This window comes from Cutibacterium nasicola (genome assembly GCF_051303185.1).
Classification (GTDB): domain Bacteria; phylum Actinomycetota; class Actinomycetes; order Propionibacteriales; family Propionibacteriaceae; genus Cutibacterium.
Genome location: NZ_JBPPGE010000007.1, coordinates 1 through 16,158, shown reverse-complemented (window position 1 = coordinate 16,158; position 16,158 = coordinate 1). Strand labels below are relative to the sequence as shown.

Genomic DNA, 16,158 nt, shown 5'->3' with positions numbered 1-16,158 from the left:
GACATGTCTTTCCCGATCCTCACCGTGATAGCCCTGTTGCCGATCGTCGGCGGCATCATCACCATGATGATGCGCGGAACCGCGGCCCGAACCACCGGCATGGTGTTTTCCCTGGTCACTCTGGTACTGGGTGTCTACGCCTTCATCCGCGGAGTCAACGGCACTGATCTGTCGGAGACCCACCGCTGGATTCGCGCCATCGGCGCCTGGTACGCCCTGGGCGGCGACGGTCTGTCCCTGACGATGATCCTGCTGGTCGTCATCCTCGTCCCAGTGGTGCTGCTCGCCGAGTGGCACGTGGGCGACGAAGGTAAGGCGCGTTGGTCGACCGGCGCCTTCTTCGGCCTGGCCCTCATGCTCGAGGGACTGGCGATCTACTGTTTCGCCGCCACCGACGTCCTGCTGTTCTACCTCATGTTCGAGGCCACCCTCATCCCGATGTACTTCCTCATTGCTGGGTGGGGAGGTCCTCGACGAGGTCGCGCTGCCATGAAGTTCCTGCTGTACTCCCTGGCCGGTGGACTGGTGATGCTGTTCGCCGTCGTCGGTGTCGGTGTCCACGGCGGGTCCTTCCTGCTGAGTGACCTGGCCGAGGTGGACTTCTCCGGGGCGATTGGCAAGCAGCTGTTCGTCGGCTTCTTCATCGCATTCGCGATCAAGGCCCCGATGGTTCCGGTACACACCTGGCTTCCTGACACCGCCGAACAGGCGACCGCCGGAACGTCCGCCCTGCTCGTCGGTCTGCTCGACAAGATCGGCACCTTCGGAATGCTGAGGCTGTGCCTGGGCCTCTTCCCAGCCGCCTCCGACTGGGCCACTCCCTTCGTGCTCACCCTGGCGATCATCTCGGTGCTGTGGGGTGCCATGATGGCCGCCACTTCGAGCGACCTCATGAGGTTCGTCTCCTACACCTCGGTGAGCCACTTCGGCTTCATGGTCATCGGCATCTTCGCCCTGACGACAACCTCGATCACCGGCTCGATCTTCTACATGTTCAACCATGGCTTCTCCACCGCGGCACTGTTCCTGGTGCTCGGATTCCTGGTGCGACGCGGCGGGACGGCGAAGGTCGACGCCTACGGAGGTGTCCAGAGGGTCGCCCCGGTGCTTGCCGGAACCTTCCTGTTCGCCGGGCTGGCGACCCTGTCGCTGCCGGGCACCGGGAACTTCGTCAGCGAGTTCATGGCCCTGGCCGGTGCCTGGGCGCGTCACCCGATCTACGTCGCCGTCTCCACCATCGGCATGGTGCTGGCTGCCGTCTACGTCCTGGTGACCTATCGACGCACCATGACCGGTCCCGTGCAGGGAGTTTCCGAGAAGGTCAGCGACCTCAATGGTCGGGAGAAGCTGGTGCTCGCGCCGCTCATCATCCTGCTGCTGGTGTTCGGCTTCTTCCCACGGCCGATGTTGCACGCCATTGAACCGGCAGCCGCCGCGACCATGACCCAGGTTCACGCCACCGATCCGGCACCCGTCGTCAAGGAGGGCCTCAAGTGAATCCCGTCCTGTTGATTCCCGCGCTCAGGTCTGTTGCGCCCCTTGACGTCGCGACCCCGCACATCGAGTATGGACCGCTGGTGCCGATCTTCGCCCTCATGGCTGGCGCTTGCCTGGCAGTCCTGGTGGAGGCTTTCGTGCCTCGTTCGGGTCGTCGTCCCACCCAGATCATCCTGACGTTCGCGGCCCTCGCCGTGGCCATCGCCTCGACGCTGACCACGATTGCCAAGGGCACCCGGATCGTCGCCGGACAGGGAACCCTGGCCCTCGACGGTCCGACCCTGGCCACCTGGATGGTTCTGCTGGTGACGAGCCTCGGCGCCGTGGTGCTCTTCGCAGAACGAGTGGGTGGTACTCAGACGGCCTTCGTGGCGAGCGCCTCCTCGGTGCCCGGATCTTTGGTGGAGGCCAAGGCCGAGCAGGAGCATCGTGAGCACACCGAGGTCTACCCGCTGCTGATGTTCGCGGTGCTGGGCATGATGTGCTTCGCCGCCGCCGACGACCTCATCATGATGTTCGTCGCCCTTGAGATCTTCTCCCTGCCGCTCTACCTGTTGTCGGGGATGTCTCGGCGTCGTCGACTCCTGTCCCAGGAAGCCGCATTGAAGTACTTCCTGCTGGGCGCGCTGTCGTCGGCCCTGTTCCTCTACGGCATCGTCCTGCTGTACGGCTGCGCAGGAAGTTTCAAGCTGGGCGCCATCGCCACGGTGGGCGTCACCCAGGTGGGCTCGTCGAAGCTCATCGTCGCTGGCATGGTGTTGGTCGCCGTAGGACTGCTGTTCAAGGTGGGCGCGGTTCCGTTCGCGTCCTGGACTCCTGACGTCTACACCGGGGCCCCCACCCCGGTCAGCGGCTGGATGGCGGTGGCCACCAAGCTCGTCGCCCTTGTCGGTCTGATGCGTGTGCTGTACGTCGGTTTGGGTGCCATGAGGTGGGACTGGCAGATCATTCTCGCGGTGGTGTCCGTGGCATCCATGGCCGTCGGTGCCGTCGTGGGTCTGGCACAGACCGACATGAAGCGTCTGCTGGCCTATTCCGCGATCGCTCACGCCGGCTTCGTGCTGGTGGGCGTCGTCGGTGCTTGGACGATCCAGACCGGGATGGCCTCGGGGCAGACCGGTTCGGTCTCCTCCGTGCTGGTGTACATGACGGCGTACGGTCTGTCCTCGATCGGTTTCTGGCTGCTCATCCTCATGGTACGACGTGCTGGTGGTGAGTCGACGGAGATCGACTCGTGGGCCGGTCTGGGTCGCACGCATCCGTGGTTCGGTGTTCTCGTCGTCATCTTCGTGCTGAGTTTCGCAGGCATTCCGCTGACGGCTGGATTCACCGGCAAGCTGGTGGTCTTCCTGGCCGGATGGCGGGGTGGATACGCCTGGCTGGTGCTGCTAGGAGTGCTGTTCTCCCTGGTGGCTGCGGCCTTCTACCTGCGCATCATCATGGTGGTCTTCTTCCGCAACCCGAAGGAGGAGGACGACCCCGTCGAGGTTGCCGAGCCGTCCATCGCCGGGTGGATCACGCTGATTGTTTGCGCGGTCTTCACCATTGTCATGGGCGTTGCCCCGCAGCCGATCATCGACCTGTTCAACCAGGCAAGCACCTTCCTGCGCTGAGTTGTTCATGAGGCCGGGGCCGCTGTCCGGAAGGATTGCGACCCCGGCCTCGTCACGCCGTGGATCATCACAACCACATCCCGACGAGACGCGAGGGCTGTTTAACCAGTAATGTGGAAGATGGCCGTGTCATGGAGAGGCGGCGGTCGGACGAGCACCGAGCACACGCCCGGTCGGAAGAGGAGAACCGTGTCGTACAACGCGAGCAGCGAGTTCGCCGATCTGGTGACCGCCAAGCTTGCCCTCGTCGAGGACGAGCTGGGGCGTCAGGCCGGCGCCGACACACCATTCGTCACCGAGGTGGCCAGCCACATCATTTCCGCCGGTGGCAAGCGATTCCGTCCGCTTCTGGTGGTGCTGTGTTCCCAGTTCGGCGACCATGTCGACGACGCCGATCTGGTTCGTGCTGCCGTTGTCATGGAGCTGACCCACGTCGCCTCGCTCTACCACGACGACGTCATGGACGAGGCCTCCAAGCGTCGCGGTGCTCCCTCGGCGAACCTGCGCTGGGGCAACTCCGTGGCCATCATGGTCGGCGACTACCTCTTCTCGCGCGCCTCCCTGGCCGTGGCCGAACTGGGTGTCGACTTCGTCCGCCTGCAGGCCCAGACCTTCTCGCGGCTGGTGCAGGGTCAGATCGCCGAGACTCGTGGGCCTTCCGAGGGAGAGGACCCGCTGGCCCACTACCTCCAGGTCGTGGCCGACAAGACCGGCTCGCTCATCGCTGCCTCCACGGTCTTCGGTGGCATGGTCTCCCACGCCTCACCGGGGACCGTCGCCGCCCTGGAGCAGTTCGGCGAAGACATCGGCGAGGTTTTCCAGCTTGCTGACGATCTCATCGACATCACCTCGACTGCGACCGGCAAGACCCCCGGCACCGACCTGCGCGAGAAGGTCCCGACCCTGCCGACCCTCATGCTGCGTGCCTCCGATGACCCGGCTGATGACGAGCTCAAGAAGATGCTTGACGCCGACCTGTCCGACGACGCGGTGCTCGCCGACGTGCTTGAGAGGTTGCGCGCCAACCACGTCATCGAGGAAGCCCGCGCACAGATCCAGCGTCGCGCTGACCGCGCTCGTACTCACCTGGCCCCGCTGCCCGACGGGGACGCCAAGCAGGCCCTCATGGCCCTGTGCGACGAGGTCGTGTCTCGTTCGTCCTGACAGGGGCCACATCTGAACCCGCCAATTTCAGGAGGCATCGTGTCCCGTCATCTCGATCTCATCGGCATAGGCCCCGGTAACCCGGACTGGTTGACGCTGGCAGCCGTTGACGCCATCCAGCGCCTTGACGTCCTCTTCGTCGTCCTCAAGGAACACGATGTTGACGACCTCGTCGAGTTCCGTCGCGACGTGTTGCGCCGCCATCGCCCGCAGGCCGAGACTGACGGTCTGCGCATCGTTGAGCTGCAGGACCCGCCGCGCCCCTGGAAGACCGCCGAGAATTACAAGGAAGCCGTCGCCCTGTGGCGTCGTCAACGCCTGAACCAGTGGACCCATGCCGTCGCCGACAATCTTGCTGACGGTCAGCGCGGTGGATTCTTGGTGTGGGGCGACCCAGGCTTGTACGAGTCCACCCTGGCCATCGTCACAAAGCTCATCGCTGCCGTCGACGCCGACGGGGGAGTACCCATCGAGCTCAACGTCATTCCCGGCATCTCCAGTTCCCTGTCCCTGGCCTCCCGCCACCAGATCCCGCTCAACCGTCAAGGTCGTCCGCTGCAGATCTCGCCGGCCCGCCTGCTCGCCGAGGGGATGCCCGAGGGAGTCGACGACGTCATCGTCATGCTGGACGGACGTCAGACCTTCAGCCTCATCGATCCGACCGGGATCGACATCTACTGGGCGGCCTATATCGGTACCCCCGACGAGATCCTCATCAGCGGTGATCTGGCCGAGGTCCGAGACGAGATCCTCGCCACCCGCGCCGAGGCCGAGAAGCGTCTGGGGTGGGTGTTCGACACCTACCTGTTGCGTCGTCGCTGAGGGGCGTTCCCGGCCCGGTCGACATGGGGCCGATTCCGATCTGAATCTGCTGCCCCGACGCGCCATATCCGTGGTGTGTGCGGCAGGATGGGGCACATGGATAGTGCACTGCGTCCCCGTCGATCCGTTCTGTTCATGCCCGGCGCCAACGCCAGGGCCTTGGAGAAGGCCCGCGACATCGACTGTGACGGCATCATCATTGACCTGGAGGACGCCGTGGCCCCCGACCTCAAGGTCGAGGCCCGGGAGCGTGCCGCCGAGGTCGTCGAGGGCCGTCCCTACGGATACCGGGAGGTCGCCATCCGCGTCAACGGGATGGACACCGAGTGGTACCACAACGACATCAAGGCTGCCGTTGCCGCCGGTCCTGACGCCATCGCCGTCCCCAAGGTCGGCTCGGCCGAGCAGGTTCGTTCCATCGTCGCCGACATGGAGGCCGCCGGAGCCGGCGAGGACATCAAGCTGTGGGCCATGATCGAGACCCCGCGGGCCGTGCTGGATTGCGCGGAAATCGCAGAAGCCTCCGACCGTTTGACGGTGCTCATCATGGGCACCAATGACCTCACCAAGGAATTGCGCGCATCCCATGTTCCTGGTCGCGCCCCGGTGACGGCAGCCCTGCAGATGTGCCTGTTGGCTGCTCGGGCGGCCGGTGTCGTCATCCTCGACGGGGTGTACAACGATGTGCGCGACGTTGATGGATTCACTGCGCAGTGTCGTGAGGCTCAACTCATGGGCTTCGACGGCAAGACGCTGATACACCCCGGTCAGGTGGCCCCGGCCAATGAGGTCTTCGCCCCCGACGCTGACGAGGTCGAAGAGGCCCGCGGCATCATCGACGCCTGGGAGAACGGCAACGGTTCCGGGGTCGTCACCTACCGGGGACGGATGATCGAGAACCTGCACGTCGACACGGCGCGTCGGGCCCTCGCGATGGCCGAGGCGATCGAGGTACGCGGCCATTGATGCCGCATGCCCTCCCGACCATGGGCAGGACGTCGTCGGGGTGAGCCGATTGCGTCATATTGTACGCAGTATGCCTTTTCGACGATTCTTGGTGGGGATAGCGGCCGTCTTGCTTCTTCTGCCTGCTGCGTGTTCGCGGCACGATGACGCGCAGGCGCCCGTTGTCGACAGTCTCGGGACGGTGTTCAGCCCCTCCAACTCCCTCATTCGCGAGCCCGCGAATTCGTCAGTCAATGGGACGCTCAAGAGTACGTATGAGTACCTCCGGCTCATTGACGGTCATGATCTACCTGACGACGACGGCTACGCCCATGATCATCTGGTTGCGGCTTTGCGCCCCTATCTGGTGAATGGTGGAGACAGTCGGCAGGCCCATGTCAGCCAACTCATGGCGGCGTCATCCCTGAAGACCCTCAACGCGTTGTCCGACAAGGAGAGATCAGAGGTCGACAAACGTACCCGCCTGCCGAAGGGCTGCATCACCAGAAAGACAGTGACGACGGACTTGCCCATCGCGACGATGAGGCGGGAGATCGGGCTGACCAATGACGGGTTGTGCCTCACGCCGTGGAAGGTCGCGGTGACCGACTACACGACTTCTTCCGAGGACGCTCGTTGGGCGATGCAGGCGTTGGCCAATGCCGACCTGTTCGGCAATGCTGCGGAGATCGAGAAATCGGGGTGGCAGGCGATCTCGGACGGGTACTTGCGCCATGTCGACACGTACAGCGGCCCGAGTACGACCATCGCAATGGCTTTGTCGGCAACCGATGCCGTCTCCGCATTGTCTCGCTCCCAGGTGCAGCGCATTGGCGACCGTCTCACGGATGCGCTATGCCCGAGGAAGGACCTTGGCCCGGCGCTCACTCGCAATGGAAAGCCGGTCAAGGACAAGTGCAGTGTCGAATCGGCGTACCTGCTGAGGTACTCAGGGAATTGGGCGTGGTGACATGACGGTTTCTTGGCAAGGCGTGACCAAGACATTCCCCTCGGGCGATTCCGCGCGTGGGGGCTGCACGATTCATTGCGCCGATGCGACCGTTGACGCAGGTCAGGCATGTCTCATCAAGGGAGCATCCGGTCAGCGAAAATCGACCATGATGGCGATGATTGGCGGCCTACTACCCGTTTCCAGCGGGCACATCACCGTCGCTCATGATGGTGATGACCTGGATCCCATCGACGCTCGACGGGCTGGTTTGGTGGCCTACGCGTTCCAATACCCCGTACCTCACTGTCGGTGAGAATGCCGCCCTGTGCGCTGACACCGAGGTCGCACATCAGCTGCTGGCCTCCTGCGGCATGGGTGACCTGGTCGGTCAGCAGGCCAGCACTTTGTCCGGCGGGCAGCAGCAGCGCGTGGCTGTGGTTCGGGCGTTGGCGTCCAAGCCCGCAGTGCTGCTGGCCGATGAGCCGACAGCATCTCTTGACGACGACAATCGGTCGGCCGTGGAAAAGCTACTTCAAGAATATCTGGACGACGGAGGAACGATCGTCAACCGATTGACTTCCCACACCTGAGCGTCGAGGTGGAGGCGACACGATGAGCATGTCAGCATCGCGCCACTCTTGGATGTCTTTACGACGCTCCAGTCTGCCTCGACAGCGCTGGTTCATCGTCATACTGGCTCTGTTGGGGGATGCGCCCTGGCAATGAACACTATCGTCGCAGGCCACGTTCGTGACCAGATCGACACTGCCGATGTCGGCAAAAGGCTCAACTACGTGGTCGTCGACAGTTCTGGGCGTGGTGCCGACAGCCCGATTGACGCCGCAGCTCGTCAGCAAATGATGGGTATGAACCATGTGGCCGAGGTCTACGAGTGGTCGCAGGCGGGGCTGCTCTCCGATGGCGACAATGGCCTTCCGCAGATCGTGTGGGCCACGGCACAGATCCCCGACATTCCGCCCGCCACCGTGTCCTTTGATGGTCACACTAGGCCGTTGCGGTCCGAGGAGGTCATCGTTCCGGATGCCGTGAACGGCCATGACCTTAAAGACTTGTTGGGGGAGACGATCAACGTCTCCTATCAGCGCAAGACGAAAGCATCTGAAGCCGAGGCCGTCCCGACGAAGCTCAAGGTCGTCGGCCTTTACGACACCAGCCGTCCGAACAATGACGGTCCTGACACGGTCTACGTCAATGTTGAAGACGCCAAGAATTGGGAGGCCGCCAACGCAGGGATGTCCCCTCAAACCTTTGACAGGCAGGGCGTTACAAGGGCCTACGTCGAGGCAGATTCACGTGCCCACGTCGCGGATGTCCATCGGCAGTTGAGCCAGGCAGGGTTCTCTGCAACCAGCCAGGCCGATGTGGTCGGATACGCCGATCAGATGACCTCTGATGCCCAGCGGATGCAGACAGTCCTCATCGTCGTCATCTGCTTGGCGGCGTTGGTGCTTGGCGTGAGTGTTGGTTCGACGATCTCTCGCCAGCGTGGTTCTCAGATTGCCGTTTTCAAGGCTTTCGGCCGTTCTGGGGAGTGGATTCTCGGTTGCCTTGAAATGGAGGCTTTTCTCATTGGTGTGGTGATGGCGCTGGGAATCGTTGTTGTTGGACTGGTGTTGTGTGGTGCAGTGATTACATTGACGGCCGCAGGTGTGTACCTGGGGCCGGTGGCGATGACCTTGGTGCCGTTGCCCGATGTGCTGGAGCAGGGAGCATGGTTCCCCTTGGTGTTTCTTGCCGCGGTCCCGTTGGGATGCCTGCTGCGCACCATTGCCTCGGCGAGGTCACACAAGCCCTGTGAGTTGCTGCGTGAGCAGTGGCATCGACATGAAAAGTGCCCCCGGGTTCGTGGAACTCGGGGGCATCGTCATCACCAGATGGTGACTCGCTTTTTGGGAGGCAGCCACATCGGGTCATCCTCGGTGACACCGAAGGCTTCGTAGAAGGCGTCGACGTTGCGCACGATCTGGTTGCAGCGGAACTGTGTGGGCGAGTGCGGGTCGGTGGCGAGCTGGGTGCGGCAGGCCTCGTCACGGACCTTCTCACGCCAGATGGCGGCGTACGACAGGAAGAATCGTTGCTGCCAGCTGAGCCCGTCGACCGGCCCAGGAGCACCACCGGCATCCTGGTAGGAGATCTGCAGGGCCCGGTAGGCGATGCTCACCCCACCCAGGTCTCCGATGTTCTCCCCGATCGTCAGGGCCCCGTTGACGTGCGGGCCGTCCGGCTGCAGCTGCCGGGGCACCAGGGCGTCGTACTGGCTGATGAGGGCCTTGGTGCGCTCCTCGAAGGCGGCTCGGTCGTCGGCGCTCCACCAGTCGCGCAGCGCACCGTGGCCGTCGTAGGTGGATCCCTGGTCGTCGAACCCGTGACCGATCTCGTGCCCGATCACCGCACCGATCCCACCGTAGTTGACGGCGTCGTCTGCCTCAACATCGAAGAACGGTGGTTGCAGGATGGCTGCCGGGAAGACGATCTCGTTGCGCAGCGGATGGTAGTACGCGTTGACCGTCTGGGGGAACATGAGCCACTCGTCGGGATCGATCGGCCCCGAGAGCTTCTCGATCATGCGGTCCAGCTGGAAGGATGACACGGCAGCCACCGCGTCCACCAGGGATCCCTCGGGGATCTGCAGGCCGGAGAAGTCTCGCCACCTGTCAGGGTACCCGATCTTGGGGCGGAAGTTCGTGAGCTTCTCCAGGGCTTCGGTGCGGGTCTGCTCACCCATCCAGTCCAGGGAGCCGATCGACTGTCGGTAGGCCGCCAGCAGATTGGCGACGAGCTCATCCATCCGCTCCTTGGCGGCTGGCGGGAAGTGCCGTGCCACGTACAGTTTCCCGACGGCCTCGCCGATGGCCGACTCGACGAATCCCACTGCCCTTTTCCAGCGCTCCCGCAGCTGTTGGGCGCCAGAGAGGGTGCGTCCGTAGAAGTCGAAATTGGCCTCGACGAACTCACTGGGCAGGAACGGTGCGAGGTCCGAGATGACGTGCCAGGTGGCCCAGTCGCGCCACTGCTCGATGGGGGAACTGGCCAGCAGACGCTCGATCCCCTCGAAGAAGGAGGGCTGATTGTCGATGACGTGGCAGACGGCCTCGGCGGGAATCCGGGCCGCCGTCAGCCAGGTGCGCAGGTGCAGGCCGGGGTGGGCGTCGGCCAGATCGTCGAACGTCGTGGGATTGAACGACGCCCGCGAGTCGCGAGTGCGCACCTGGTCCCAGTGGTGGCTGGCGATCCGGGTCTCCAAGTCGACGACGCTGCGTGCCCGGGTCTCGGGCTCGTCCAACCCGGCCAGGGTGAGCATGCGGGTCACGTGGACCTGGTACTTCGTGCGAATCTCGGCCTTGTCGTCGTCGCGGTAGTAGGCCTCGTCGGGCAGGCCCAGACCACTCTGCCCCATCCAGGCGACGTAGTGGGTCGGATCGGCGGGATCGGACTCGTTCTCCAAGTAGAACAGCCCACCCACACCCTGACGATGCTGGGCGCCCAGGACTGCCATGAGATCGGCGGCGTCGGTGATAGCGTCGATCTGGGTCAGGTACGGGCGCAGCGGTGTGGTGCCGGCGGCATCCACGGCGTCAACGTCCATGAATCGCCGGTACAGCTCGGTCATGACCTCGATCTCGTGATCGGTGGCCTCTGGTGCCAGGGTGCGCAGCTGCGTGGCCCCACCTGAGCTCAGATCCGCCAGGATCTGGTGGACGGCAGCCTCGGAATTGTCACGCAGCACCCGGAACGATCCGGTGCTCGCCTGATCCGAGGGGATCTCAGTCACACGCTCCCAGGCGCCGTTGACGTGCTGGTACAGGTCATCGCCGGGACGAATGTTCTCGTCGCGGTCGGGGAAGAGTTCTGCCATGGGCCCACCTTAGTGGGCCTGACAACGAGGGAAGCTTCAAGTGGCATGGACTTGTTCATCCCATGTCATGCTCCGAAGAACAAAAGGACACTGAGAATTGCGGTGAGCCAGCACCATATGGCCACAGAGCCTGCTAGCGCAGCCACTGCTTCAAAACTCATTTTTGGGACGAGTGAACGATCATCTGGGGGGATGTTTCCTCTGGCGACACCGAGAGACCATCCGGCAAGGGGAAACATGATCAGGGGAACGAGATAGACGACAAACGCTCTACTGCTGAAGGTGGGCGCCATCTGGTATGAATTTATGTGGATGCGCTGTACAAATAAAAGTATGGTAAATGATTGTCATGACCAATTCGGTGAGGGTAGCCATGGTGACGCCGATTGTTGTGATTCTGTGCTTCCTCTTCTTTGGGGTTTCACATGTTTTTATGGTCTTTCCCCACAGCCCGGTGATCCAGCCAACCAAGGGGAAGATGAAACACATGAGGGAAATTCTTGCATAAGCATGATGACGCCCCGTTGTCACATGAATGATCAAGAGGACGACTGCCCAGACGGTTCCGACGATGGTGCCGAGATGAGGCCGTTGAGGGGTGCGCGACGGTATTGCTGGTCGTGCGGGGCCAGATGCTGATCGGGTGTTGCTGTCATCATTGTCTCACGGCTCCACCATCGGGGCAGTAGGGCTGTTCAGGCACCCTGGCTGCCAGTGATCTTGTGATCGTATGTTGAGACGCAATCAGAAAATAATCCATATCCAGAGCCATAAAACTTCCATTATGGCAAACCAACATATTACACATAACAACAGAACAATGACCGACATGAGTGTCATCGATACGAAACTTCTTCGGCAATTCTTGCTGTTGCTCATTCGAACAGTTCCGAGTGCCCATCCACCATATGGGAATGGAATCAGTGCCAGCAGATATAGGATAAGTACCCCGATTTTTGGGGCCGTGTCGAGGTGTGACCCAAGAGATTGTGAGTCCTGAAAGAAGTCAAAGAAGAAGATTGCTGCGGTGGCGATTCCGATCATACTCAGCGTTGCAGCGTAGAGCATTTTGATTTCATGCCTTTGCGCGGACAAGGGTCTGTGTGAAATGATATTTTTTTCACACAGACCGTCAATCCATCCGAGGAGAGGAAAGGACAACCCCATGAAGGTCATCCACGCGAATCTCGGGGAGATGAACCACCTCACCTTGGAAAACACGACGAATACAATCGCCCAGACGGCTCCGACGATGGTGCCGATGATGAGGCCGTTGAGGGGTGCGCGACGGTACTGATCCTTGGGTGTGTTGTTGTGGGTGGTCATCGTGGCGCTTTGACCTCGGACGAGTAGTGTGTCGCGAAAATGTGTTTAAAACTCAAAAAAGAATAATATATTTGAAAGGAAGCTAATTGCAAACCAAGCTGCTGTAGATAGGTATAGACCGAGAGCAACCCAGGCGCTCATTTTTGAGATTACTGAGTGACGATCACTCGGAGTATTAATTCTAGCAATACTGAGCCCCCATCCGGTAATAGGAAACACAAATAGGGGAGCCAAGAACATAACAAAAGCTTTGCAACTAAAAGTGGCATTATCTGGTATCTCAAAAGTCTCCATGTCTGCAACAAGACTGTAAAAAGTGATGGACATAAGTACCCCGATGGTGGTTGTCATAATGATGCCGGTCGTCTTGACTCTACGTTTCTTTTTTACTGAGGTCGTGCAACTGTAGGCTGTCCTGCCCCACAAGCCAGTTATCCATCCAAGCACAGGTAATGTTAGGGCAATAAAAGCCATTTTGATGTTCCGCGAATACCTGCCCATCGGAAATAAGAAAGGTAGTAAAAACTCAATCGCCCAAGCGGCTCCGACGATGGTGCCGATGATGAGGCCGTTGAGGGGTGCGCGACGGTACTGATCCTTGTTCGTGGTCGTGTTGTCGTGGATGCCCATCGTTGCCTTTCTATAGGCGCTGGCGGCGTCTAAGTCCTAATTTAGTATTTGTGGTTTGGCGATAGGAGGACTATCTAGGGGTAGCTCCACTGTCATCGGTGATGGATAATGACCGCAGGTCACGTCTTCTAACGCTTCAGAGCAATGATATGAACCATTCAAGTCCCAAAGAAAAAACACACCTCTATGATATTGAATACATAAAAGGAGACTGCCAAGGATGCGTATAGTGCGATCAGTGTGGCTATGATTATCTTGGCAAGAAAGTGATTGTCATTCTCCCTGAGGGTAATTCTTGTCGCGCCAAGGGTCCATCCTCCCAAGGAGAACACCGATAGTAGAATGAGGTAATATATAATGGTTTCTTCGCCGCTAATGAACCTCAGAGTTGACAAGAAGCGCTCAATGGAAGCCATAAGTACACCATTGAGGGCGAATATGGTAGCGATGGTAGCCTTGACTCTATGCTTTTGCTTCGTTGAATCGTTGCAGTCGACAGCGGCTTGTTCCCACAGTCCGGCGAGCCACCCCGTCACAGGGAAAACAAAGGACATGATGAATTGGGGCGGAAAGGATTTAATGTCTTGTTTTGCTAGGGGCGGAGTTATGAGGAATCCCAAAATCACGAGTGCCCAGACGGCTCCGACGATGGTGCCGATGATGAGGCCGTTGAGGGGTGCGCGGTGGTACTGGTCCTTGGGTGTGTTGTTGTGGGTGGTCATCGTGGTGCCTTGGTGTGGGGGTCGCAGGCGTCTCCTACACCGTTGTGGTCGGTGTCGGTCTGGTCTTGGTTGGCGATGGTGGGGCAGTTGTCCTGGTTGTCGGGCACGCCGTCGCCGTCTCGGGTGACGTGGATGGGGAAGGTGAGGGTGTCACTGGTTCCGGTGGTGTCGGTGATGTGTAGGTGTGCCCGATACTTTCCCAGCTGCTTTAGGGTGCGGGTGATCCTAGGTGTGGCACTGTCGATTTCGTAGTGGCCGTCCCCGTCAAGGTCCCATTGCCAGCGTCTGATGTGCCCGGTTGAGGTGTAGGATGAGGAGGCGTCCAATTCGAGGGGTTCACCTGCACGTACCAGGTTTTGCCCGATGACGTCGGCGCGCATCCGCACCCCAGGCACCGGCGCCACCTGCGAGACACCGGCAGACAGGCCATACATCCTCGGCGGTTTGACCAAGGGACGCACCATCCCGGCAATCTGCTCATGGCCAATCACATTCGGATGATACCAATTATTCTGATCCCAACTTGGAAGTGACCAGGTCTTCCCGGTCCACCCCTCATAGCCGGCAGTCTCATGGAACTCGTTGATCCAGCGATAAGGATTGTGTAAATCAAGATCAATGAAGGACGGTTCTGGCTCATGGGTGTTGAACAGGCTGGTGGTGGGGGCGTAGGTCACTTTGAGGCCATGAGACGTGTTCCAGGCCTTGATGGTGGCAGCCTGCCGGGCGCGGAACTCGTCCTCGGCGGCCCGGACACGGGTCGCCGGTATGCCCGTGCCAGGAACGTCCTCGGCAGCCGGGATGAGGTAGGGGTAGCCGATCAGGATGACACGGGTGTGAGCCGGATCCGCCAGTCGGTGCTGGATATGTGACAGCAATGTCACCGTGTTCGTCATCGTGGCATCAGTCTTCTTGCGTGCTGCGTCAACCGTCCCGCTGCACTTTTTTGCTGACCATGCTATTTCTGCAAAGCAGTTTTCGACGACGTCAGCGAAGTTGAGGTCGTTGCCTCCGGCGGTCATGAGGATCACGCCGGTGTGGGGATCCATGGTATCGGCCTGGCTGATGATGTTGTGGTCTCCGGTGGCGATCTGGGCACCACTCCAGGCCCGCACGTCGAGTTGGTACGTTGTGTCCGTGTTTTTCTGGTTGAGCATGCCGGTGAGTACCGAACCATAGTTCTTGGGGCTGCGATATGACCCATCGGCCGGATACCCATCGACCAGGGTTCCGTTGCCTGCCGAATACGAGTCACCCAGCACAGTGATCTTCACCAGTGTGTGTTGAGGTTTGGGGGTTGGGGTGGTTGTGCAGGTTGGGGTGTTTTTGGGGGTTTGCCGGACCATGTTGAGGCGTAGCCGTGGCCGGTGATGGCCATGATTGCTTGGTCGGTGGCCATGATGTTGGGTTCGTGGTCGTTGCGTTGGGCTTGCCATGCGCCGACTTTCGTGAGGTTTTGTTGGCGGATGAGCCATTGTTTGACGGTTGTCATGTCTTCGCCGCGTTCTGCGAGTGCGCTGGCGAGCATGCCGGTGGAGTTGGCGGCGGAGTAGGTTTCCCAGTAGTCCCCGTCGTCGTGGGTTTTGGTGTTGAGTGCCCATTGGGTGGCGTGGTTGGCGGCTGTAGTGATTTTGGTGTTGTAGTTGTCTGGGATGAGGTGTGGGTTGTGTTGGAGGAGGGTTAGGTCTGATAGGGCGATACCGGTGTAGTCGGGGTCGCCGACGAAGGTCGTGGTGCCGTCGTGGTTCTTTTTGGTGTAGCCGAAAGCGCCGGCATCGGTGCCTCCAGTGCCCTGGGTGGACAACAGCTTGTCGATAATTGTTTTCGGTACTGGGCGGTTGGCTCGGGTTAGTGCGATGGTGATGAGGTGTGGGCCCCAGTACATGGTGACGCGGCGTTGCATGTTGGGGTTGGTGTCGTTGATGTAGCCGGCGAGTTTGATCCACAGGTTTCCGGTTTCCTTGCCGAGGAAGTAGGTGGGGTCGTCTCCGAGGATTTCGGCGGTCATGATGACTTTTGCCAGGCCGGCCGGGTTGTTTTCGATGTATTTCGGGCCGGTTTTTTTGAGGGCTGTGGTCATTTCTGTGACGGTGTCGGGGTGGGCATCGGAGCCGACCAGGGCGATGATGCCGTCAGCGATGCCGCCGGCTTGTCTGTAGTTCTTGGGGTCTTGTTTCCATTTGTTGGCGAGCCAGTCAGCGGCTTTTGCGACGTAGGTGCTGGTGGCGGCGGTGTCGTTGATCGATCCGGGCCACATGGCGCCTTTGACTGGGTTGGTTGGTGGGTTGAAGCAGTAGGGGGTGGAGCCGTCGTCGGTGGTGGTGAGGGGTGTGTGTGATGGGGTGGATGGTGGGTTGGCGAATGCTGATGTTGTGAATGGTGATGCGATGAGTGCACCGGCAGCGAGGCCGGCGATCCATCGAGTGAGTCTGAGCATGTGGCGGGTCTTCTTCCTGAGGCTGCGTTGCGGACAGGGAAGGCTCCCGGGTCGAACTCACCGCAGTCCTCGACGGTGTGTGATGTTCCTTCGACAACCCAGGTACTCCGACTCGGGGGTGGGCCCCTCACGGTTGCGGGTCAGTTCCGGTATCGCACCGAATTCCCCTGTGG

At 60.8% G+C, this 16,158-nt stretch carries 11 protein-coding genes, 3 pseudogenes and 1 riboswitch; of the genes and pseudogenes, 8 read left to right on the top strand and 6 right to left on the bottom strand.

From position 1 onward, the window contains the following. Window positions 1-3 precede the first annotated feature (3 nt). From ACSJJT_RS11015 to ACSJJT_RS10980, 8 genes and pseudogenes are all read left to right on the top strand, one after another. The gene (locus tag ACSJJT_RS11015; RefSeq protein ID WP_435918329.1) at window positions 4-1,497 is read left to right on the top strand and encodes an NADH-quinone oxidoreductase subunit M; all 1,494 of its coding nucleotides are present in this window, start codon (window positions 4-6) and stop codon (window positions 1,495-1,497) included. Further along, window positions 1,494-3,110 carry an NADH-quinone oxidoreductase subunit NuoN gene (nuoN, locus tag ACSJJT_RS11010; protein ID WP_435918328.1) on the top strand — a complete coding sequence of 539 codons (1,617 nt, stop codon included), beginning with the start codon at window positions 1,494-1,496 and terminating at the stop codon, window positions 3,108-3,110. Before ACSJJT_RS11015 ends, nuoN begins: the two co-directional genes overlap by 4 nt. A gap of 189 nt (window positions 3,111-3,299) precedes the next feature. Continuing rightward, window positions 3,300-4,274 (top strand): polyprenyl synthetase family protein, encoded by a 975-nt coding sequence (locus ACSJJT_RS11005; RefSeq protein WP_435918327.1) that lies wholly within the window; start codon window positions 3,300-3,302, stop codon window positions 4,272-4,274. A gap of 39 nt (window positions 4,275-4,313) precedes the next feature. Further along, window positions 4,314-5,096: a precorrin-6A synthase (deacetylating) gene (gene cobF / locus ACSJJT_RS11000; protein ID WP_435918326.1), complete on the top strand. Its 783-nt coding sequence runs from the start codon at window positions 4,314-4,316 to the stop codon at window positions 5,094-5,096. A gap of 96 nt (window positions 5,097-5,192) precedes the next feature. After that, the gene (locus tag ACSJJT_RS10995; protein WP_435918325.1) at window positions 5,193-6,062 is read left to right on the top strand and encodes an HpcH/HpaI aldolase/citrate lyase family protein; all 870 of its coding nucleotides are present in this window, start codon (window positions 5,193-5,195) and stop codon (window positions 6,060-6,062) included. A 70-nt stretch (window positions 6,063-6,132) separates the two neighbouring features. Next, window positions 6,133-7,011 carry a hypothetical protein gene (locus ACSJJT_RS10990; RefSeq protein WP_435918324.1) on the top strand — a complete coding sequence of 293 codons (879 nt, stop codon included), beginning with the start codon at window positions 6,133-6,135 and terminating at the stop codon, window positions 7,009-7,011. A gap of 1 nt (window position 7,012) precedes the next feature. Beyond that, window positions 7,013-7,609: pseudogene (locus ACSJJT_RS10985) on the top strand (ATP-binding cassette domain-containing protein). Then, window positions 7,606-8,825, top strand: a pseudogene (locus ACSJJT_RS10980) (ABC transporter permease); the annotation flags it as partial. The pseudogenes ACSJJT_RS10985 and ACSJJT_RS10980, both read left to right, overlap by 4 nt. Window positions 8,826-8,881: 56 nt before the next feature. Here ACSJJT_RS10980 and ACSJJT_RS10975 read toward each other — a convergent pair. From ACSJJT_RS10975 to ACSJJT_RS10950, 6 genes and pseudogenes are all read right to left on the bottom strand, one after another. Then, entirely contained in the window at window positions 8,882-10,870 is a 1,989-nt protein-coding gene (locus tag ACSJJT_RS10975; RefSeq protein ID WP_435918323.1) for a M13 family metallopeptidase, read from the bottom strand. Between the two features lie 744 nt (window positions 10,871-11,614). Next, window positions 11,615-12,196: a hypothetical protein gene (locus ACSJJT_RS10970; protein ID WP_435918322.1), complete on the bottom strand. Its 582-nt coding sequence runs from the start codon at window positions 12,194-12,196 to the stop codon at window positions 11,615-11,617. Between the two features lie 45 nt (window positions 12,197-12,241). Beyond that, complete coding sequence (locus tag ACSJJT_RS10965; protein ID WP_435918321.1) at window positions 12,242-12,826, bottom strand: hypothetical protein; 585 nt, start codon at window positions 12,824-12,826, stop codon at window positions 12,242-12,244. 158 nt (window positions 12,827-12,984) lie between these two features. Next, window positions 12,985-13,548, bottom strand: coding sequence for a hypothetical protein (locus ACSJJT_RS10960; protein ID WP_004809104.1), 564 nt, complete (start codon window positions 13,546-13,548; stop codon window positions 12,985-12,987). After that, a pseudogene (locus tag ACSJJT_RS10955) lies at window positions 13,545-14,825 on the bottom strand (PKD domain-containing protein); the annotation flags it as partial. The gene ACSJJT_RS10960 and the pseudogene ACSJJT_RS10955, both read right to left, overlap by 4 nt. Beyond that, on the bottom strand, window positions 14,819-15,985 hold the full coding sequence (locus ACSJJT_RS10950) for a prenyltransferase/squalene oxidase repeat-containing protein (protein WP_435918320.1): 1,167 nt from the start codon (window positions 15,983-15,985) through the stop codon (window positions 14,819-14,821). The gene ACSJJT_RS10950 and the pseudogene ACSJJT_RS10955, both read right to left, overlap by 7 nt. A gap of 101 nt (window positions 15,986-16,086) precedes the next feature. Next, window positions 16,087-16,152, bottom strand: a riboswitch (cobalamin riboswitch). Window positions 16,153-16,158: the final 6 nt, after the last annotated feature.

Bases quoted from the DNA above. Each gene is read 5' to 3' on its own strand.
- ACSJJT_RS11015 (WP_435918329.1), top strand. From the start codon at position 4: ATGTCTTTCCCGATCCTCACCGTGATAGCCCTGTTGCCGATCGTCGGC.
- ACSJJT_RS10995 (WP_435918325.1), top strand. From the start codon at position 5,193: ATGGATAGTGCACTGCGTCCCCGTCGATCCGTTCTGTTCATGCCCGGC.
- ACSJJT_RS10990 (WP_435918324.1), top strand. From the start codon at position 6,133: ATGCCTTTTCGACGATTCTTGGTGGGGATAGCGGCCGTCTTGCTTCTT.
- ACSJJT_RS10975 (WP_435918323.1), bottom strand. From the start codon at position 10,870: ATGGCAGAACTCTTCCCCGACCGCGACGAGAACATTCGTCCCGGCGAT.
- ACSJJT_RS10970 (WP_435918322.1), bottom strand. From the start codon at position 12,196: ATGACCACCCACAACAACACACCCAAGGATCAGTACCGTCGCGCACCC.
- ACSJJT_RS10965 (WP_435918321.1), bottom strand. From the start codon at position 12,826: ATGGGCATCCACGACAACACGACCACGAACAAGGATCAGTACCGTCGC.
- ACSJJT_RS10960 (WP_004809104.1), bottom strand. From the start codon at position 13,548: ATGACCACCCACAACAACACACCCAAGGACCAGTACCACCGCGCACCC.
- ACSJJT_RS10950 (WP_435918320.1), bottom strand. From the start codon at position 15,985: ATGCTCAGACTCACTCGATGGATCGCCGGCCTCGCTGCCGGTGCACTC.